This window comes from Blautia sp. SF-50, assembly GCF_900101315.1.
In the GTDB taxonomy this organism is placed as follows: Bacteria; Bacillota; Clostridia; order Lachnospirales; family Lachnospiraceae; genus Blautia_A; species Blautia_A fusiformis.
Map to the genome: position 1 here is coordinate 1 of NZ_FMUW01000027.1, position 21,260 is coordinate 21,260.

Annotated in this window: 16 protein-coding genes and 1 tRNA gene; 2 read left to right on the forward strand and 15 right to left on the reverse strand. The window is 46.2% G+C overall.

What is annotated here, in order from left to right; all coding sequences use genetic code 11:
- From BLP57_RS13850 to BLP57_RS13870, 5 genes are all read right to left on the reverse strand, one after another.
- Positions 1-202, reverse strand: a 202-nt coding sequence (locus tag BLP57_RS13850; protein ID WP_139148852.1) for a helix-turn-helix domain-containing protein, incomplete at its 3' end; no start/stop codon positions are given.
- Positions 203-392: 190 nt separating this feature from the next.
- Positions 393-1,304, reverse strand: coding sequence for a hypothetical protein (locus tag BLP57_RS13855; protein WP_021651921.1), 912 nt, complete (start codon positions 1,302-1,304; stop codon positions 393-395).
- A 24-nt stretch (positions 1,305-1,328) separates the two neighbouring features.
- Positions 1,329-2,231 carry an undecaprenyl-diphosphate phosphatase gene (locus tag BLP57_RS13860; protein ID WP_021651920.1) on the reverse strand — a complete coding sequence of 301 codons (903 nt, stop codon included), beginning with the start codon at positions 2,229-2,231 and terminating at the stop codon, positions 1,329-1,331.
- 130 nt (positions 2,232-2,361) lie between these two features.
- Positions 2,362-5,577 (reverse strand): carbamoyl-phosphate synthase large subunit, encoded by a 3,216-nt coding sequence (carB, locus tag BLP57_RS13865; protein WP_022426976.1) that lies wholly within the window; start codon positions 5,575-5,577, stop codon positions 2,362-2,364.
- On the reverse strand, positions 5,577-6,653 hold the full coding sequence (locus tag BLP57_RS13870; protein WP_015527400.1) for a carbamoyl phosphate synthase small subunit: 1,077 nt from the start codon (positions 6,651-6,653) through the stop codon (positions 5,577-5,579). The genes carB and BLP57_RS13870 overlap by 1 nt, the downstream gene beginning before the upstream one ends.
- Before the next feature lie 237 nt (positions 6,654-6,890).
- Here BLP57_RS13870 and BLP57_RS13875 point away from each other — a divergent pair.
- Positions 6,891-6,974, forward strand: a tRNA-Leu gene (locus BLP57_RS13875).
- Positions 6,975-7,041: 67 nt separating this feature from the next.
- Here the strand turns inward: BLP57_RS13875 and BLP57_RS13880 are convergent.
- The 9 genes from BLP57_RS13880 to BLP57_RS13920 all read right to left on the reverse strand — a co-directional run bounded on the left by BLP57_RS13880 (position 7,042) and on the right by BLP57_RS13920 (position 18,272).
- Entirely contained in the window at positions 7,042-7,509 is a 468-nt protein-coding gene (locus BLP57_RS13880; protein ID WP_092072528.1) for a signal peptidase II, read from the reverse strand.
- 85 nt (positions 7,510-7,594) lie between these two features.
- The gene (locus BLP57_RS13885) at positions 7,595-8,287 is read right to left on the reverse strand and encodes a zinc ribbon domain-containing protein (protein ID WP_092072531.1); all 693 of its coding nucleotides are present in this window, start codon (positions 8,285-8,287) and stop codon (positions 7,595-7,597) included.
- 42 nt (positions 8,288-8,329) lie between these two features.
- Positions 8,330-9,715 carry an ATP-dependent Clp protease ATP-binding subunit ClpX gene (clpX, locus tag BLP57_RS13890; protein ID WP_022426973.1) on the reverse strand — a complete coding sequence of 462 codons (1,386 nt, stop codon included), beginning with the start codon at positions 9,713-9,715 and terminating at the stop codon, positions 8,330-8,332.
- A gap of 136 nt (positions 9,716-9,851) precedes the next feature.
- Positions 9,852-11,417: a S1C family serine protease gene (locus tag BLP57_RS13895; protein ID WP_092072534.1), complete on the reverse strand. Its 1,566-nt coding sequence runs from the start codon at positions 11,415-11,417 to the stop codon at positions 9,852-9,854.
- A gap of 150 nt (positions 11,418-11,567) precedes the next feature.
- Entirely contained in the window at positions 11,568-12,497 is a 930-nt protein-coding gene (locus BLP57_RS13900; RefSeq protein ID WP_092072537.1) for a glycosyltransferase family 2 protein, read from the reverse strand.
- Positions 12,498-12,568: 71 nt separating this feature from the next.
- Positions 12,569-13,921, reverse strand: a complete 1,353-nt coding sequence (locus tag BLP57_RS13905; RefSeq protein WP_092072540.1) for an LCP family protein — start codon at positions 13,919-13,921, stop codon at positions 12,569-12,571.
- Between the two features lie 18 nt (positions 13,922-13,939).
- Entirely contained in the window at positions 13,940-15,343 is a 1,404-nt protein-coding gene (locus BLP57_RS13910) for an undecaprenyl-phosphate glucose phosphotransferase (RefSeq protein WP_022426969.1), read from the reverse strand.
- A 108-nt stretch (positions 15,344-15,451) separates the two neighbouring features.
- Complete coding sequence (locus BLP57_RS13915; protein WP_092072543.1) at positions 15,452-16,408, reverse strand: glycosyltransferase family 2 protein; 957 nt, start codon at positions 16,406-16,408, stop codon at positions 15,452-15,454.
- 4 nt (positions 16,409-16,412) lie between these two features.
- Positions 16,413-18,272, reverse strand: coding sequence for a glycosyltransferase family 2 protein (locus BLP57_RS13920; RefSeq protein ID WP_092072546.1), 1,860 nt, complete (start codon positions 18,270-18,272; stop codon positions 16,413-16,415).
- 181 nt (positions 18,273-18,453) lie between these two features.
- Here BLP57_RS13920 and BLP57_RS13925 point away from each other — a divergent pair, with 181 nt between their 5' ends.
- Positions 18,454-19,701, forward strand: coding sequence for a D-alanyl-D-alanine carboxypeptidase family protein (locus BLP57_RS13925; RefSeq protein WP_092072549.1), 1,248 nt, complete (start codon positions 18,454-18,456; stop codon positions 19,699-19,701).
- A 109-nt stretch (positions 19,702-19,810) separates the two neighbouring features.
- On the opposite strand, the gene BLP57_RS13930 is transcribed toward BLP57_RS13925, so the two are convergent.
- Entirely contained in the window at positions 19,811-21,250 is a 1,440-nt protein-coding gene (locus tag BLP57_RS13930) for an ArnT family glycosyltransferase (RefSeq protein WP_227588669.1), read from the reverse strand.
- Positions 21,251-21,260 lie beyond the last annotated feature (10 nt).

Genomic DNA, 21,260 nt, shown 5'->3' on the forward strand with positions numbered 1-21,260 from the left:
AGGGAATAGGGGCAAATGCATCTGCGCTTCTTTCCCTGATAATGGAATGACGTCTGATTTCTTTGGATATGGTACTTGGATCCTTGCTTAATTCTATTGCAATACTTCTAAATGAATCACCGTTATTTAAATGCTGTTCGATTATAATACGTGCAGATAAGTCAAGATGTTTTTGGTTGCCTTTTGGTCTTCCTGTATTCATTTTATCCTCCTTCTGCACAGGCAGGGGATCATCTGCAGTAGTATTTTATAAAAAGAAGAAGGAAAAATCCATGCAGAAGTAATTTCTACAGGTATAGAATTTACTCTTGCAAGGTAGAATTTAAAAATTCATTTAACTGTTTTTCAAGAAATGTCTGTTCCATGTTTCCCTCTGTTTACAGGATCCCGGTTTATTCCTCTGACCAGTCTCCGTTATCATCCCAGACAATCTCTCCGTCTCCGCTGTCATCTGTATCTGTACTGTTGTCAAGAGAATCGTCACCGCTTCCGCTGTTGCTGCTGTCATCTACATAGTCGCCGCTATCATCACTGCTGTCATAGTTTCCATCATCACTGCTGTTGTCGTAACTTCCGTCATCGCTGCCGTCATCGCTGTTGTCATAGCTTCCGTCATCACTGTTATCATAGCTTCCATCATCACTGTTGTCATAGCTTCCATCACTGTTGTCGGAAGAAGTATCCGTGATACCGGAAGAACTATCTGTCAGATCTGAAGCATCTGTGCTGTCTGCGGAATCACTGCTGTCCGCCTCACTGTTATCCGTTTCCACATTGCCAATAGTGCTCTTCTCACTCTTGTCACTGAGGCTTGTATAGGTCAGGTATGCTTCTCCGTTATCGATCATCAGTTTTGCCTTTTCCATATCGCTCAGCTGTACACTGTAGATCTCATAGGCATTTCCGTCTCCGTCTACGATCTTCATATCATAGATGGCATCTCTTGCAGAATCCGGGGTGTAATACATCTGCACCTGCTCCGCATCTTTGATGGTAGCTTCTGCAGGAACAAGACTTTTGCCCCATTCTTCCCCTCCTGCCGCGCGGAGATAGATCTCACGGATCTCTCCCTTCGTGCTGTTGGTAAGATAAACAAATTTTGCAGTACTGGTCTTTACACCGATCAGCTTCGGTGCAGGTGTAGATGTGGGAAGCGGTGTGGATGTAGCCGGTGCAGCCGTAGGTGCGGCTGTAGGAACCGGTGTTGGTGTCACCTCTGCTGTTTCCTTTGATGATTTTCCACAGCCGGCAATACCAAGCGCCGTCACTGCTGTCAGTACGATCAAAAGCTTCTTATATTTCATAATGATTACCTCCAGATTGCAGTTTTATGCTAAAAATGTTTTTCCAACGAAGTATCCGAGCACCAGGATACCAAGAATGATCCTGTACCAGCCGAATACTTTAAAATCGTGTTTCTTGATATATCCCATCAGGAATTTGATGGCAAGAACAGATACCACAAAGGATACCACAACACCTACGATCAGGATGATCAGCTCTGTGGAGCTGAAGGCAAAACCGAATTTGACCAGTTTCAGAAGACTTGCTCCGAACATAACCGGAATTGCCAGGAAAAAGGTAAATTCTGCTGCAACTGTACGGGATGTTCCTGCAAGGATTCCTCCGATAATGGTGGAGCCGGAACGGGATGTTCCCGGAATCACGGAAAGCACCTGGAAGCAGCCGATGATCAGCGCTGTCTTAAAGGAAAGCTCATCCAGTCTGGTGCAGGTTGGTCTGCGGCGTTTGTTGTAGTTCTCGATAACGATAAAAAGCACACCATAAACGATCAGCATGATGGCAACGACCACATAGTTGTAAAATTTCTTTTCAATAATATCATTAAAAGGAAGAGCGATGATGATCGTCGGCAGACATGCTACCAGGATCTTAAACCAGAGGATCCACTTATCCTTATCACAGTATTTTTCTACAAAAGTAAGGACAGTTCTGGGTACTGCCGGCTGTTTACGCAGTGCCATCTGTGTTTTCTTCGGGATTTTTCTTATGTAAAAAGGCCACAACTTGTTCCAGTACAGTACAACAACTGCCAGGATCGCGCCAAGCTGGATCACCACCAGGAAAAATTCCATAAATGCCTCGGATACATTCAGCTTGATAAACTCATCCACAAGGATCATATGTCCGGTACTACTGATCGGAAGCCACTCGGTGATTCCCTCCACAATACCGAGAAGGATAACCTTCAGTAATTCTATAAAAATCATGTTAACTCCTTTCTAAAAGCAAGATAAGGACAGGGCCGGTATGTGAACGACGGCCCCGTCCTTATCAGTATATTACATATTTGACAATTCGTAAACTTTTAATTTTTTATTTCACAAAATTTACAATTTTTTATCGATTGTCGATGGTGGCGATATCTACCAGAGTCAGGTGGTTCAGGTCTGTATTCTCAAGACTTGTGACCAGAGCCTCTGCAGTATCAAGGCTTGTAAGCACATTGACACCTGTTTCGATAGCATTACGACGGATCACGAAACCATCCTTCTGATGCTCAACACCCTGTGGCGGTGTGTCGATAACAACATCGATCTTGTGGCCAAGGATCAGGTCCATCAGGTTCGGAGACGGCTGCTCCAGCTTGTTGGTACGTGTTACCTTGATTCCGTTTTCAGTCAGTACGCTTGCAGTACCTCTTGTTGCAAAGATACGGTATCCCTGAGCTTCGAAACGTTTTGCGATCGGAATGATGTCCTTCTTATCCTCATCTTTTACAGTGATGATCATCTGTTTGTGCTTCGGAAGACGGATTCCGGCTCCGATGAAGGCTTTGTAAAGAGCCTCGTTAAAGGTTTTTGCAATACCAAGGCACTCACCTGTGGATTTCATCTCAGGTCCGAGGCTGATATCTGCGCCCCTGATCTTCTCAAAGGAGAATACCGGCATCTTGATTGCAAAGTACTCTGCTTCTTTCTGAAGTCCCGGTGTGTAACCAAGCTCTTTGATCTTATGTCCAAGGATAACTCTTGTTGCAAGCGGAACGATCGGGATTCCTGTTACCTTGCTGATGTACGGTACTGTACGGCTGGAACGCGGGTTAACCTCGATCACATATACATCCTCGCCTACAACGATGAACTGAATATTGATCATACCGATAACATGAAGTGCCTGTGCAAGACGACGTGTGTATTCGGCGATGGTATCTTTTGCTTTCTGGCTGATGGTCTGTGCCGGATATACGGAAATACTGTCTCCGGAGTGGATACCTGCACGCTCGATGTGCTCCATGATTCCAGGGATCAGGATGTCCTCACCGTCGCATACTGCATCGACCTCGATTTCTTTACCCATCAGGTACTTATCAACAAGGATCGGATGCTCCTGTGCGATCTGGTTGATGATTCCGATGTACTCTTCCACGTCCTCATCGCTGACAGCGATACGCATTCCCTGTCCTCCAAGTACATAGGACGGGCGGACAAGTACCGGATAACCCAGCTCATTGGCTGCTTTTTTCGCCTCTTCTGCTGTGAATACGGTATGTCCCTTCGGTCTCGGGATCTCACATTTCTCAAGGATGGCATCAAAGAGCTCTCTGTCCTCTGCAGCATCTACGTTCTCAGCAGATGTTCCGAGGATCTTAACGCCCATCTTGATCAGTGCCTCTGTAAGCTTGATAGCTGTCTGTCCACCGAACTGAACAACAGCTCCGTCCGGTTTCTCGATATTTACAACATTCTCAACATCTTCCGGTGTCAGCGGCTCAAAATACAGCTTATCTGCAATATCGAAGTCTGTACTTACTGTCTCCGGGTTATTGTTGATGATGATCGTCTCATATCCTTCTTTCGCAAATGCCCATGTACAGTGTACAGAGCAGAAGTCGAACTCGATACCCTGACCGATACGGATCGGGCCGGAACCAAGTACCAGGATCTTTTTCTTATCTTTTGTTTCTACAGCTTCATTCTCTGTCTGCTCATCGCCGTATACAGAATAGTAATATGGTGTCGCTGCCGCAAACTCTGCTGCACAGGTATCAACCATCTTGTATGCTGCACGGATGCCGTACTCTTTACGCAGGTCTTTGATCTCAGCTTCTGTCTTTCCTGTCAGGTCTGCGATGATGTAGTCCGGGAACTCCAGACGTTTTGCTTCCAGAAGAAGGTCTTTGTCCAGCTTCTGAGTTTTCAGAGCCTGCTCCATCTCAACAAGGATAGCCAGCTTATCGATGAACCAGATGTCGATCTTTGTGATATCATGAAGCTTCTCCTGGGAAACATTTCGTCTCAGGGCTTCTGCGATCTTCCAGATACGGCGGTCATCCACAATGTTCAGCTCGTCCATCAGTTCTTCATCAGAAAGATGTGAGAAATCATAGGACATCAGACTGTCTACATGCTGCTCCAGGGAACGGATAGCCTTCATTAAAGCACCCTCAAAGTTATGGCAGATACTCATAACCTCACCGGTAGCCTTCATCTGTGTAGTCAGTGTACGTTTTGCTGTGATGAATTTGTCAAATGGCAGACGCGGGATCTTAACAACACAGTAATCCAGCATCGGCTCGAAGCTTGCGTATGTTTTGCCTGTGATGGCGTTCGGGATCTCATCCAGTGTGTAACCCAGTGCGATCTTGGCTGCAACCTTGGCGATCGGATAACCGGTAGCCTTACTTGCAAGTGCGGAGGAACGGCTTACACGAGGGTTAACCTCGATAACGCAGTACTCAAAGCTCTCCGGATGAAGAGCGTACTGTACGTTACATCCACCTGTGATGCCAAGCTCTGTAATAATGTTAAGAGCAGATGTACGGAGCATCTGGTATTCTTTATCTCCTAAGGTCTGGGAAGGAGCAACTACGATGGAGTCACCGGTATGGACACCAACCGGGTCAATGTTCTCCATGTTGCAGACTGTGATGCAGTTTCCTGCGCTGTCTCGCATTACCTCGTACTCGATTTCTTTCCATCCGGCGATACATCTCTCTACAAGAACCTCGCCTACACGGGAAAGACGGAGACCATTCTCAAGGATTTCACGAAGCTCCGGCTCATTATGCGCGATACCGCCGCCGCTTCCGCCAAGTGTATATGCAGGACGGAGAACAACCGGATAACCGATAGTCTGAGTAAACGCAACACCGTCTTCTACAGTTGTTACGACCTTGGATGCTGCAACCGGCTCGCCGATCTTTTCCATTGTATCCTTAAATTCCTGACGGTCCTCAGCTTTACGGATCGTTGCTGCTGTGGTACCGATGAGACGTACATTGTGCTCTTTCAGGAAGCCCTTTTCCTCAAGCTCCATGGCAAGGTTCAGACCTGCCTGTCCGCCCAGTGTAGGAAGTACACTGTCCGGTTTCTCTTTGAGGATCAGCTGCTCTACGACTTCAACAGTCAGAGGCTCGATATAAACTCTGTCTGCGATGTCTTTATCTGTCATGATGGTAGCAGGATTGGAGTTTAAAAGTACAACCTCCATGCCCTCTTCCTTCAGGGAGCGGCATGCCTGGGTTCCTGCATAGTCAAACTCTGCTGCCTGGCCGATTATGATCGGGCCTGAGCCGATTACAAGTACTTTTTTTATGTCCTTATTCCTTGGCATTATTTCTCTCCTCCCATCATCTTCATGAATCTGTCAAAAAGGTAACTGGAATCCTGTGGTCCAGGGCATGCTTCCGGATGGAACTGTACAGTAAAGATGTTCTTTCCGTTATATGCCATACCCTCGTTTGTTCCGTCGTTGACGTTTACAAATGCAGGATGTGCGATATTTTTCTCCTCAAGTCCCTCTGCATCTACAACGTAGCCATGGTTCTGGGAGGAAATATATACTCTTCCTGTCTCAAGGTCTTTAACCGGATGATTTCCGCCTCTGTGACCGTATTTCATCTTATGGGTGTCTCCGCCTGTTGCAAGAGCCATAAGCTGATGTCCAAGACAGATGGCAAAGATCGGTACATCAGAGTCGTAAAGTTTTTTGATCTCTTTAATAATAGAAGTACATTCCTTCGGATCTCCAGGTCCGTTGCTGAGCATGATGCCGTCCGGATTGTCTCCAAGGATCTCTTCTGCAGATGTCAGAGCCGGGTAAATAGTAACCTGGCATCCTCTCTCATTCAGTGAGCGTGCAATGTTTTTCTTGGCGCCCAGATCAAGAAGGGCAACCTTCGGTCCGTTCCCCTTAAGCACTTCCTTTTCGCGGCAGGAAACCTTCTCTACCACTTTTCCTGTTGTATATGCTTTTAATCTGGGGATGATTGTATCCAGGTCATAGTTCTCATCAACTGTGATCATTCCGTTCATGGTTCCCTTCTCACGAAGGATCTTAGTCAGTGCTCTGGTATCAATTCCTGCGATTCCCGGAATGTCGTTTTTGCTCAGAAAATGCTGAATGGTGTCTACGCTTCTGAAGTTGCTGGGAACTCGTGATAATTCGCGTACAATAAATCCGTCAATCCACGGCTTCCTTGATTCCTGGTCATCATAACAGATTCCGTAGTTTCCGATCAGCGGATATGTCATACACACCGCCTGTCCTGCGTAAGAAGGATCTGTCATTACTTCCAGATAACCGGTCATGGAAGTGTTAAAGACAATTTCACTGATGACTTCCCTTGCAGAACCAATGCTAGTTCCTGTAAATACATGGCCATCTTCCAATATCAGAAATGCTTTCATACAATCTCCCTTTCTTTGTTCTCTTATTTTATCCTAAATCTTCAAGATTGTATCACAGGAATCGTCATTTTTCAACACCATATGCAAAAAAAATGTATAAAACTAACTTAAAATATTTTTTTTGAATTTTTTTAATTTTTTTGAATTTTTCTATTGACATTATCCAATTCCTGAGTTATTATAAATGAGCAGTCGACGAGCGGAGCAAACAAAGCAAAGCAAGCCGGTTGAAAAAATGCAGGAATGGCGGAATTGGCAGACGCGCAGGCTTCAGGTGCCTGTGGTCGCAAGATCGTGTGGGTTCAAGTCCCATTTCCTGCATTCTTTTTTATTTTATCCAAAATCAAAAAAACAGAAGCGCCCAACACCGGCACTTCTGTTTTTTTATTTATTTTTCTTTTTCAGAAAAGATCTCGCTCCCGCCCCAGAGAAGCGCACCTGTAAATATGAAAAGATCCGAAATATTAAATACGACCTTCTTAAGCTTCGGATTTTCCACATTCAGGCTCACATAATCCGTGACGTATCCCTTTCTGCGACGTTCCGTATAATTATTCAGACCGCCGCCCAGGATCATGGAAAGCCCAAGCTTGGATATGCGTGTGCCTTTTCCTCCGAAAGTACGTATATACTCCCAGATTGCACCGCCCAGCACCATAGATGCAAGATCTCTCAGGAATTCTTTATCTTTGTTTTTTAATATTCCAAGCATCATCCCATGATTATGGCAATTTCTTACGATCAGTCTGCCTCCCAGGCACTTTTCCTTCAGATCTTTCTTTTCCGATGTGTTGATTTTTTTCTTTATATAATAGTCTGTACCAAAGATTCCCGCCGTCAGTAAATTCCACAACATTATTCCCCCTCCTTATTTCTTTCTGTTGTCTGCATAATACTCAGGCAGGCTCCCACTGGGGAAAGCCTGCCTTATATGCTTATGGTTATTCTGTTTTTTCTTCTGTTGTTTCTGTATTTTCCGGATCAGCCGCAGGCCCCTCTGTTTCTGCAGATCCCACTTCCGTTCTTTCCTCTTCCAATTCCGGATCTGATCCTGATGTTTCTGTTTCTGACGCTTCTGCGGTTTCTGCTGTTTCTACTACTTCTGACGCTTCTACTGTCTCTTCCGGATCTGCTACCACTTCTGTAGCTTCTGCGTTTTCTTCCGCTTCTGTCTCCGGTACTTCTGTCACCTCTGCCTCAGCAGCCTCTTCAAGCTCCTCATCTGCCTGCTCGATCACATCGGCAGCTTTCTCTTCCAGCTCCGCTGTAGGACACGCCGCTCCGCAATACGGACAGAAGCTGGCCTCCCGCATCACCGCCTTATGGCAGGCCGGGCAGAACTTCTCCCCTTTACTGGCAGCGATCGCATCTCTGTAGTGATCCGCCTCCAGCATGTGCTGGCTGATTTCCTCGCAGATAGCTCCCGTCTCACCGTCAACGGCTTCTCCCTGCTCATAACGTGTATAGATCATCTTTCCGATATCCATCATCAGCTTTTCGGTCATACGCTCCTGTGCAGAGAGCTTGTTACGGATCTTCTGGATCTCATAGAGATTCTCTGCTCTGGAACTTAAGCCCTTTGCCTTTCTTGTCAGTGTGTTTCCCAGATCATCCCAAAAACTGCTTTTTGCCATATCTGTCACGCTCCTTTATATATTAAAGAATCTTCTTGTTTCTTATCCTTCCAGTGCCGGGATCTCCTGTCCACGCATAAGGATCTTCGGACCTCCGTTGCCCTGAATGTATCCCTCTGTGATCACGACCTCACCGATATTGTCATCCTTCGGGATCTCATACATGATATCCAGCATATATTCCTCCAGGATAGCCCGGAGAGCTCTGGCTCCTGTATGGCGTTCCAATGCCTTACGGGCAATGGCATGTAAGGCACCGTCCTCAAACTCCAGTTTTACTTCATCCAGTGCCAGAAGCTTCTTGTACTGTTTCAGAATAGCATTCTTCGGCTCCTTGAGGATCTTCACAAGCATATCTTCCGTCAGCCCGTTCAGAGTAAAGATGATCGGAAGACGACCGATAAATTCCGGGATCATTCCAAATGCACGGAGATCATCTACCGTTACTTTCTCCAGCACATGCGGATCATCATCATATTTGTCCTTCAGATCTGCATAAAATCCGATAGACGCCTGTTTATTCAGTCTTTCTTTGATGATATTCTCAAGATCCGGGAACGCACCGCCACAGATAAACAGAATGTTCCTTGTATTTACAGTCACCATAGGTACCATGGCATTCTTGCTGGTAGCACCTACCGGAACTTCCACTTCACTTCCCTCCAGAAGTTTCAGAAGTCCCTGCTGGACAGCCTCTCCGCTGACATCTCTCTGGTTGGTATTCTTCTTCTTTGCGATCTTATCGATCTCATCAATGAAAATGATCCCGTGCTCTGCCTTCTCCACATCATTATCTGCAGCTGCAAGCAGCTTGGATACTACGCTCTCGATATCATCACCGATATAACCGGCCTCTGTAAGAGATGTGGCATCTGCAATGGCAAGCGGTACCTGAAGAAGTCTGGCAAGCATCTTCACCAGATAAGTCTTACCGCAGCCTGTAGGTCCGATCATCAGCATATTGGATTTCTCGATCTCAATATCATCCATGGTATCTGTGGCAACTCTCTTATAATGATTGTATACACCTACAGACATTACCTTCTTGGCATATTCCTGTCCGATCACATATTCATCCAGAGTTGCTTTGATCTTATGTGGTGCAGGAATATCTTTGAGATCGATCACCGGCTTCGGAGTCTCTGATTTTTTCTTGATCTTCTTCGCCTGGTTTCCGGGATTCTGGAAACTGCTGAGATCGATCATGCTCACATTCGGCATGTTAAAAAGATCGGAATAATTTCCATTGTTCATCTGGGTGTTCATAGTATCAAAGCTTTTCTGCATGCAATCCGCACAGATATGTATATGATTAGGAAGGTCGATCATCTTCCCTGCCTGACTCTCCGGTCTGCGACATAAAAAACAGAATTTCTCGTATTTCTGCTCCTGGTCATTGTCTTTATTATTATCAAACTGATCTGCCATAACATTTCCTTTCTGGTTTTTATTATGCATATTATAGCACATAATCCGGCTGTATCAAATTAAGTTTTTATAAACCGGGGAGCTGCATAAGAACATGCAGCTCCCCGGTTTATAAATGGTTATCCTGTATTTTCTTTTATTTGTCAGAAGAGGGTTTGCTTCCGAGGGTCACTTCAACCGTCTGTTCCTTGTACTCTCCGCTGTTCGCTCTGGAGATCACCACTTCGATGGTTTCTCCTGCCTCATAATACTGCAGCTTATCAACAAGGTCATCCTTGCCGCTTACCTTCTGTCCATCCAGCTTCACAATGATATCGCCTTTTTTGATCCCTGCATTATCTGCTGCGCCGCCTTCCGTTACCTCAGTAATAAAAGCACCTGCCGGCATATTATACATCTGGATGGCTTCTGTTGTAAGATCGGCAGCCTTGACTCCCATATATCCTACCTTGGAAGAATCTTCCACCTTATCTCTGGTTTCGCGGTTCATCAGTTCTTCCAGGATCGGCTCTGCCTTGGAGATCGGAATGGCATATCCCATGCCTTCCACCTGACTGTCTGCATACTTGGCCGCATTGATACCGATCACTTCACCGTTCATGTTCAGAAGTGCACCGCCACTGTTTCCGGGATTGATCGCTGCATCAGTCTGGATCAGTCCGCTGGCTTCTCCGTCCTCTGTACCGATGCTTCTGTTAAGGGCACTTATCCATCCGGAGGTAACTGACTGTCCATAGCCCAGTGCATTGCCAATGGCAACCACCTGCTCACCGACTACAAGATCGTCCGAGCTTCCCATCTGTGCGATCTTGATCTCATCCATGGTCTCATCCGGAATATCGGATTTCTCCACTGCCACCACTGCCAGATCATTCTCTTCATCGGTGCCTTTGATCTTGGCAGAAACTGCGTTATCCACATCCGCATCTCCATCGGAGCTGCTTGCCATAGCCTGGGTTTCTTCTTCCGCTCCTACCACATCACTGCCTGCAAAGCACACAGTAAGTGTAGTCGCTCCAGATACCACATGGTTGTTAGTCGCAATGAGAAGCTCGCTGTCATTTTCTCCTACAATAATACCGGAACCACTTCCTGCACTCTGATACTGCCTCGTTCCATATCCGAAAAAGCTTGGGATCTCCTGCACACTGACAGATGTAATGGCAACGATAGAAGACATGGTTGCCTGGGCTACACCGGCCACTGTACCACTCTCTGCCACAATATCCTTCACAGTAGAATCCGCAGAGCTACTGTCAGTACTATCCTCTGTTCCGGTAACTGTTTCTGTCTTTCCGATCGTTGTATTGCTGTCATTTCCTCTGTATTTATCTGCTGCAATATTCACACCCTGAAAAACCACTCCGGCTACCAGCCCAAAGATCACAGCCAGTGCCACCGCAGTGGCTGCTTTCTTTCCAAAGCTGTTGTTGCCTGAAAAATCTCTCTTTTTCCGCGGCTTTTTGGGCGGTATATTTCCACCGGCATAATTACCGGCCTGAGGCTGATGCACCTCATAATGTCCGTATTTTGGTTTCTCCTGCGAAGTGCCTTCACTCTGTCCGGCACCTGCATCGCTGTCCTGTCTGCTCTCCTGCATCCTGCGTCCCTCAGAATAAGGATGCGTCAGCGGTTTCTGTTCTGCCGAAGCATTCTTATCCTCATCCGGCAAGTCTGTCCCCCATTTATTCTCTTCACTCATGCCTCTGGTGCTCCCTTCTATGTTATCTGATGCATGTATCTGTTACTGCTCACTCCGTTCTCAGTAACATTTATTTCTCTTATAAAAGACAGTTTAACAGGGAATTGTGTTTAAACTGTGATATCTCTTTTAAAAAACCGTGACCTGCTCTTATTTGTTCTTTTTCCAGTATTGCGGATTCATGGTGCAGAAGCGGATCATTTTTTCAGGGAGCTTTTTGTATCGTTTTCCGAGAAAATATCCGGCGTATTTGGAGACACTTTGCAAAAACAGTCCGGGGATCAGCCATATGTGGCCTGTTTTCAGAAGATATGCCATGCTTTTTTTTACCAGCCGGATGCCCTCACCTTCGGAAGGCACTCCTTCAAAAACCTCCGGATGCTCCGCCTGGGAAACTCCCAGATCAAAATTCCTGTGGAACTGCTGCATACAGGTGTAATTGTGAGAATGATATACACGCGCTTCTGATACATAGGCAACTCCATAGCCTTTTTTTACCATCCAGCCTGCATAGATCATATCTTCATTAAAAATAGCATGCTCCGGAAATCCACCAATCTCATCATAGATCCTGTGATCATAAGCAGCACAGACGTTGGAGCAGAAATATGTTTTGATCCCGTAGGTCTGTACATCTTTTTCCGTTTTCAGACAGGACTGTTCCGGATAATTAAAGGAACGGGTATATTTTTCCAGAAATCTGCAGTCCTTTTTTGGAAGCTGACGCGCATAAGCGGCTCCTGCCTGTGGATTCTCTGCAAGAGCTCCTACCAGTGCTCCGATCAGTTCCCTGTCTGCCGGCATTGCATCCTGTGTCATAAATACAAGGATCTCCGCATCCGAAAGCTCTGCCGCCTGCCTTCTGGTACCGCCATGGTCAAATTCTTCTTTTGTAAGATGCCGGACTTCCACAAGCGGATATTCCTGTTCCCAGGTCTCTTTCCAGAATTTCTTTTCTGTATTCATGACAAGGATCTTATTGATAGGATATTTCTGTGCGCTGAGTCTTTCCAGCAGTTTTTCAAATTCTTCTCCCGGACGGTATGTCGGGATGATCACGTCTGTTTTTAATGTTTTCATATTTGTCTCCTGTCCAGAAAGGACCACCCGTTACTGGATGGTCCCTTCTGCTGGTTGCTTATTTTGATGTTTTATTCATTCTCCGAATAATCTTCTCCGTCGGTATAATCGTTATAATCCGTATCGGAATCGCCTCCGGAATAGTCCGTATCTGTGCTGTAATCGTCTCCGGAATAATCCGTATCTGTGCTGTAATCGTCTCCGGAGTAATCCGAATCATAATCTGTGTCTGTGCTGTAATCAGCATCATCACTTGTGTCCGTACTGCTGTAATCTGTGGATGTATCTCCCTGCCACGTATACGAATCATCCGTTGCGTCATTCGGTGTATCTGTCACCGCAGGTGCAGTGTCCTGCACGTCGCCTCCGCCTGCGATATTTGTAATCTGGGCACTTCTGTTGAGTACATCCTGCGTCGGAGTGTAACTGGTGTCTCCATACAGAAACTGATGCATCTTCAGAACATTGGATTCCAGTGTGGTAGGTACGATAACGCTGCCCTTTACCTGGGCAAATTTATAATCGTTGGGGAAGCCTGTAGTTTCATCAATACTGTAGCCGATCATAGCCGGGATCATCTTCAGGATCTCTGTTTTGGAAACAGAAGTTTTTACCATCGGGAATACCTGATCCATAATATCAAAGATAGTGGAAAGTCCTGCCTTTTTCGCCTTATCTACGATCATCTGGATCACTCGTCTCTGTCTCTCGGTACGTCCCATATCAAGACTTGCAGTATAACGGATACGGCAGTAGGAGGTAGCCTGTACACCATTAAGATGATAGGTATCTACGATTGCTTCCTCATCCTCCGGCTTCGGATCCGGCAGTTCGATCGGTGTGTAGCTCTTTCCGGTTTCCTCTGATGTCTCCACACAGTAATTGTTCATATGAACGATCTCCGCATAGGAAAGAGGGATGTCCAATCCTCCGAGACAGTCTACCACAGTTACCAGCGCATTAAAATCAATGGCAACATAATCTGTGATATTCAGATCCAGATTCGTATTCAGCATGGAAACCGCGTTGGTCGGTCCGCCAAATGCATATGCCGAATTGGCTTTGGAATAGGTATCATCCTTTACATTGAGAAGGGTATCTCTATAGACAGACACAAGTTTGACTGCCTTCGTATCATTGTTGATACTCGCAATGATGATGGTATCACTGTTCTCTGTATTCAGCTTCTCATTCTTGCTTCTGTGGTCCAGTCCGAACAGTGCATAGGTGGTATATCCCGTCATCTGCGGTGCCTGATCATTGGTTACAATATCCTGGTCTGCAAGATCTGTTTCCTGGATGTCGATCTTATCCAGTTTGGCTGAGATCTGACCATAAACGAACAGACCTCCGATAAACAGGAGCAGTACGACGATCTCCAGGATAAATAAAATCTTCTTGCTTTTTTTCCGAGGTTTTGACATCTTTTCCTTTTCCCCTTTTTAGTATGCGTTCTTATTAATAAATCCTTTGAATATGGTAAGAAACATGATCTTTATATCAAATCCCACAGACCAGTTTTCGATATAATACAGATCACACTCTATCCTTTTTCTGATAGAAGTATCTCCACGATAGCCATTTACCTGTGCCCACCCGGTAAGACCCGGCCGCACCTGATGCTTGACCATATAACGTGGTATCTCCTCCCTAAACTTTTCTACAAAAAACGGCCGCTCCGGTCTTGGTCCCACAAGACTCATCTCACCCTTCAGAATGTTAAAAAGCTGTGGAAGCTCATCCAGACTGGTATGACGCATAAATTTACCGATTCCGGTAACTCTTGGATCGTTCTTTACTGTCCACGCCTTTTTTTCTTCTGATTCTTTCTGGATCTCCATGGAACGGAATTTATACATCCGGAAAGTCTGATTATGAAGCCCGACACGTTCCTGCTTATAGATCAGCGGTCCCGGCGAAGTCAGCTTGATCAACATACACAACACCAGCATCACTGGTGAGGACACAATGATCGCAACGATCGCGCCTGCAATATCCATAGATCTCTTGATCAGTGCATTAAACGTGTTGCTCAGGGGCACATACCGGATATTGATCACCGGAAGCCCGAGAATATCTTCTGTATATGGTTTGGTCGGAATAATATTATTATAATCCGGAATAAATTTTGTGTGCACGCCGGATTTTTCACAGAGTGCAACGATCTCTTCCAGACGATAATACTCACTTAAGCCCAGGGTAATGGCTATCTCATCCAGACGACTGGATGGAAGGATGATCATCAGATTGGCGATTCGACCGATCACCTTAACGCCCTTATAAGTAGTGCCTGCCGGCACATTGTCATCCAGTATGCCCCTGATCACGTATCCCCATTGCGGATTCTGCAGGATCCTGTCTACATATTCCTCGGCAGCACGGCTGTATCCTACCAGCAGCACCTGTTTCTGGTTCATTCCTTTTTTGCGCATATCCCGGAGAATGTAAAATATGACCATACGCACAAACCATTCCAGGACGATATTGATCACACAGAAAGAAACCAGAGTAAGACGGGAATAGTCCAGCTCTTTAAAATTGTAAAGTGCAAACATGATGATAAGGAGCCCTAACGCATTTGCCTTCACAATTCCGGCAAGTACGAGACGACGCCCCTGCATTCGCATCGGTGTATAAAGATCAAAGGCCTGATAAAGAAGTAAATATCCCGGAATAATGAATATCAGCATAAACATATATTCCTGGACGGTCTTGGACTGGACCGCCGAATGTTCAAAAATTCCCTGAAAACGGATCAACCAGGCCAGGGCATAGGAGGCCGCGATCACAAATACATCGATCAGCATATGGAGACGACTGAAATTTTTCTGGTTGTCTTTAATCAATTTCCGCCACCTCATTTAAGTTCATTGCTTTTATCTTATAATAGATGAAACTCAAAAGCAATAAAATCTTCCCTCCGAAATATAAAAATTCTGTGAAAATATGATGTCTTAACCGGCAAAACGCCTAAAAATGTTGATCCAGAGTTCAAACTGGAGCTGTATATAACGCGGAAGATTCCTCATGGAAAATCTGACTTTTTTGTTTTTGCGGCTGATCTGAAAGCCGTTTTTGATGCCTGCAAGGTACTCACGTCCGAATCCCTTGGACGCAAAAAACAGGATCTTCGCACCGAATCCCACCAGAAAAAACGGAAGGTTCAGCACGATCTGGAGAAACGGCATATTCTTATAGATAAGATAAATATTGTTTCTGGAAGAATACCGGATCTTAAACTGATTATATCTGGAGCCGCTGGTGCCGCTTCCTACATGATAAACCTTCGCTTTTGGAGCATACCAGTTCTGATAACCGCAGATCCTGGCACGATAGCCGATATCCAGATCCTCCAGATAAGCAAAATGCTCCTCATCAAAATCTCCGATCCTGTCAATAAATTTCTTCCGGTAGATCGCAGCTCCCGCACAGGTGGAAAAAATCTTCTGCTCTCGGTCATAATGGCTGATATCCTTGCCTTTTCCCCTGGCAAAAGCCCAGCCAAGGGCACAGTAATAATTTCCGGCATCATCCATCTTGTCCCTGTCATGAAGCTGGATCATCCTTGCCTGACAGGAAAATGCCTTCTTATGTCTGCGCAGGGCAGCAACCATCTCCTCCAGGAAATCCGGTTCCGCTTCCGTATCATTGTTCAGAAGTAGCACATATGGGGAACGTGCCGCATGGATCCCTTCATTAACGGCTCTGCTGAAGCCGTAATTCTCCTGAAGCTGTATCATGTGTACCCATGGATATTCCGCCGAAACAAACGCACAGCTGCCATCAGTGGAACCATTATCCACTAGTATAACCTCAAAATTACGGATAGTCTGTCTTTCAAGACTGGAAAGAACACCATCCAGATATGCCATTCCGTTAAAGTTTGGTATGACTACTGATACTTCCTGCATTGCTTTATCCCTTCTTCTTTCCCATTCCCGGAAGGGGCTTCAGGGAATAATTCCATTTGGTTAAAGAAAGATTTTTGTTATAGTATGGATCTCCTTTTTTCAGGATATCCAGCCAGTGACAGCGCATGTATTCGATCTCCGTCTGGAAACGGCGGACCTTTTCCTCGCTGTCCTCAGTGCCTCTTGACTTGGATTCGTAATGATAGAGCTTCACATACGGATCATAGACGATCAGATGGCCGTGGCTTCGCACCTTCAGACAGAGATCCACATCATTAAACGCAACTGCAAGCTCTTCCGTAAAGCCTCCTGCCTCCAGAAAAACTTCCTTCTTCATCATCATACATGCTGCAGTCACACAGCTCATATCCTGCAAAAGAGAGGCCTTATGGAGATATCCAGTACGCTCTGCCGGCATATTCACAAACATGTTCCCGGCAATTCCGCCCATTCCCACCACGCAGCCTGCATGCTGAATGGTGTTATCCGGATAGATCAGCTTGACGCCAACTGCACCTGTTTCCTTACGCTGGCACACGCTCAGCATCTCTGACATCCAGTCCGGATCGATGACCTTTACGTCATTATTCAGAAAAAGCAGGTAATCTCCTTTGGCATGGCGCACCCCGAAATTGTTGATGGCAGAATAGTTGAAGCCTTTTTTCCAGCGGATCAGATGGACCCTGGGATCCTCCGAAAGCTTTCTGTAATACCGGAAGATCTCTTCGGAGCTGCTGTTATTCTCCACAATGATGATCTCGTAATTTTTGTAGGCATTTTTTTCAAAAATGGATTCCACGCAGGCCTGAAGCGTTTCTTTCTCCTCACGGTTCGGAATGATAACAGAAACCAGAGGTTCTCCCTGCACCGGATACTTCACACGGTAAAATCCAAAATCCGGAGTATGCTCCACGGTTCCCGGAGTTCCGGTCCGTTTGAGATTCCCCTCAATGGCACGTCTGCCGGCTTCAAAAGCATACATCTTGCTTGCCGGATTATCTGCTGTGGAGGATTTGTGGGTCCTCCAGTGATAAAGGATCTCAGGTACATGGACCACTTCCCTTGCCTGCTCCACACAGCGGAAAATGAAATCATAATCCTGGGCGCCGTCAAATTCCCGGCGGAATCCGCCCACTGTCTGCACTACGGAACGTCTTACCACCAGAAAATGGCAGATATAATTATTGGATCTTAAAAGATCCAGGTTAAAGTCCGGTTTCAGATGGGGCTGAAAATGTTCAGAAAGATCTGTCGTGACCTTATCCTCATCTGTATAGATCACATCCGCCTCCGGATGCTCCTCCAGTGCCGCCGCGATCTCATACAATGCATTAGGTGCCAGCAGATCATCATGATCCAGAAGTGCGATAAAATCACCCTCTGCCATGGCAAAAGCCGCGTTTGTATTTTCTGCAATGCCAAGATTCTCTTTCAGATCCTGATAGCGGATCCTCCTGTCCATCTCTGCATAGGATCTCAGCACAGTCTGCATGTCCGGATCCTCCGGGCTTCCGTTTGTCAGACACAGCTCCCAGTTCTCATATGTCTGTGCAAGGAGAGAGTCCAGCATCTGTCTTAAAAAACGCTCCGGTGTCAGATATGCAGGTACCACAATGCTGATCAACGGCCCATCCGGAAATTTGCGTTTCCGCTGCTTCTCCAGTGTTTCCTCGTCAGGTCTGTATGCCTCATACCATGGTCCGTAAGGAACCTCTTCCGGTTCAAAACGTTCATGAAGCCGGATCCAGAACTCTTTCAGACCATAATGCTTCAGGTATCTTAGGCCCTTCTGTACTGTATAGGGGGAAAGCTTCTTTATAAGTCTGTCCCATTGGATCTTTCCTGTAGAATCATCTTTACTCATATATTATCTCCGTATTACTCAGTTTGATGTTACTGTTCACTCTGTTCTCAGTAACAGTTTGATGAACATATTTTACCATTCCATCATTTTTTTTGCAAGGAAGAGAGGAAATGTGTTATACTGAGCTTACGTATGTATTGCTTACATAAGAATTATTTTTTATACAGGAGTACCATTTATCATGAAAAAATCAAGAATAACCACAGCGCTTCTGGCTATTGGGATCTCCGCTTCCATGGTGTTCCAGACTCCAGTTTTCGCCACAGAAGAAACCGCTGTTGCTGTATCCTCCGGTATTACCACCAATGGGATCAGCGGATGGCCTCAGGGGCCTGAGATCACTTCCGCATCTGCCGTGATCATGGAAGATACTTCCGATACGATCCTCTATGCCAAGGATATGGACACCACGCTTTCTCCGGCCGGCGCAGTTAAGATCATGACCTGTCTTCTGGCACTGGAGAACAGCCAGCTTGACGATCAGGTTACCATGACAGAAACCGGCGTATCCGGTGTTACAGACGGAGGCGCTCATATTTCCTCACAGCTCGGAGAGGTATTTACCATGGAGCAGTGCCTTTACGCTCTGATGCTGGCCTCTGCCAATGACATTGCACTCCAGGTTGCAGAACAGATCGGTGGATCTGTAGATGCCTTTGTCCAGAAAATGAACGACCGTGCCAAGGAGCTGGGATGTACCAATACGGTATTCACCAATCCTACCGGTCTCCCGGATGACAACCAGCATACCACAGCACATGATCTGGCTCTGATCATGCAGGCGGCTATCCGTAATGACAGCTTCCGCACCATCTCCGGAGCCACCTCCTATACGATCCCGGCTACCAATGTTTCCGGCGGTACCCGTAACCTGACAAGCTCTTTTACCATGACAGATCCTGCATCCGCTTCCTATTATGAAGGATGTATCGGCGGTCGTGAAAGTACCACCACTGCTTCCGGAAGCGTTCTTGTCACAGCTGCACAGCGAAACGGTACTACTCTGATCGCAGTAGTCATGAACGGAGCGACCGGTCAGACAGCCACCGAAGCGATCTCACTTCTGGATTACGGTTTTTCCAATTTCCAGCTTCTGGATCTCAGCGAGGATGATTTTCACATCCTGTCCGGCGGCACTGTAATGGTTCCATCCGGTGCGACCGCAGACGACCTGACTACGGAAGATACGGAATCTGATGGTCAGATCTTACGCACCTATTCCTTTGGCGGAACTCAGGTGGGAACTGCAGTTGTCGAGGATCCCTCCCAGGAAAGCTCTTCCGATGTACTGGAAAATGATGAAAACATGGATTCTGCAAAAGCTTATTCCGAATCCAGATCCCAGATCCCGTATTTTGCCATTGGCGGTGTGGGCATCCTGCTCCTTATCCTTCTGCTGTGGCGCATGATCCGGATCATCCGTTCCTGATCTTGGTTCCCAGGCGGATATACTTCAGAATTAAAAAATCCCTCCTATGTACCGGTCATATCCGGATACATAGAAGGGATTTTTTTCTGCCATCTCACCCATCGGGGTGTCAGCCATAAAACGGAACTACCAGGAAGATATAGCATAAAAACGGCGAAGCAGCCAGAAGTGCTGTCAGGACCCGGTATATCCACATTCTGATATTTTCTTTTTTTACAAAACGCTCAAGCAGACGATTCCAGCCGGCTGTCACAAAATACATGGCCGGATACAGTGCCGGCATGATATAACGTCCCTGTGCCTGGTTGTCACTATAATATACATAATACATAAACAGCCCAACAGGGATCAGGATCAAAAGGATCATCAGCAGATGAAAGATCCCTTTTCTGTCCCATTTATCGTACACGGTTATTGTTTTTATCTTCAGCTTTTCACTTCCTGCTACTTTTCGTTCTTTTACCACAGTACGTTTCTTCGGATAAAACATTCCCAACATGGTTAAAATACCGATCCCACCCATTCCAAAGAACAGGAAATATGCCTTGCTCACACTATAAGGCATATAGATCTGCATCAGGCCAAAGGTTCCGATAAAGCTTACCAGAACTGTCAGCAGCCAGTTATGCTGCCAGCCCGGGTCCTGATACAGAAGGATATCCTTCCATGACCAGTTCAGCTTCTCCGGTGTGGGATATCTGGACGGCCTGTAATCAACAGCCGCATATTTTTCCGCACACTGTGCACAGGCTTTTCTTCCGATAAGATCTCCGTCATAGAGAACGGCATTTCGTATAAACCACCAGCCGCATAAAGCAAGGGTTACTGCCGCGATCACGATTCCTCTCCGGAACAGAAATGCAACTCTCTGTTTTACCGGCTCTTCCCTGCACAGAAGGACTGTCAGGCAGAAAAACAGGAAGCTGCATAAGATCCATCCGTAGGTATTATAGTAGGACAGTGCACAGACTGCCATTCCAACAGCCAGAAGGATCGAATTTCTGAAGCTCCAGTCTCCCGCTTCCAGATAACAGGACCAGGAATACAGGATCATCGCCATGGATAAAAGCGCCAGGGAATCCGTGTTTACATAAGTTCCCAGAAACAATGCCTGCGGCATAAAGCCTGCCAGTGCGGCAAACAGCCATCTTCCCTCTTTCGGAAAAAGCTTTCCGGATGCTTTCACCACAAAATATACCGCTCCAGTCACAAAGAGCACATCTGCCATCCTCGCCGCATGGAGTAATCCGTCTGCAGATGCATGGAACAGACCTGCGATCCCCATAAATACAGCAGATACCATATAGGAAAGGATCGGATAATAGGCATAGGAAATCCCCCATGTCGCATCACGGATGGTTGGCTCATCTCCAAGAGGCAGCTTTCCCGGATGCTCATGAAGATACTGTGCCACCATGTAGCGCATTTTTTCATCGGGGCCTGCCCCCAGGGGCTGCATAAACGCCCATGCAGTCAGGAGCAGAAATGCTGCCAGGACAAGAACCCCTGCCTGAACTCTCTCATCCTTCCAGATTTTTTTCTTTTCCAAAATATAACCT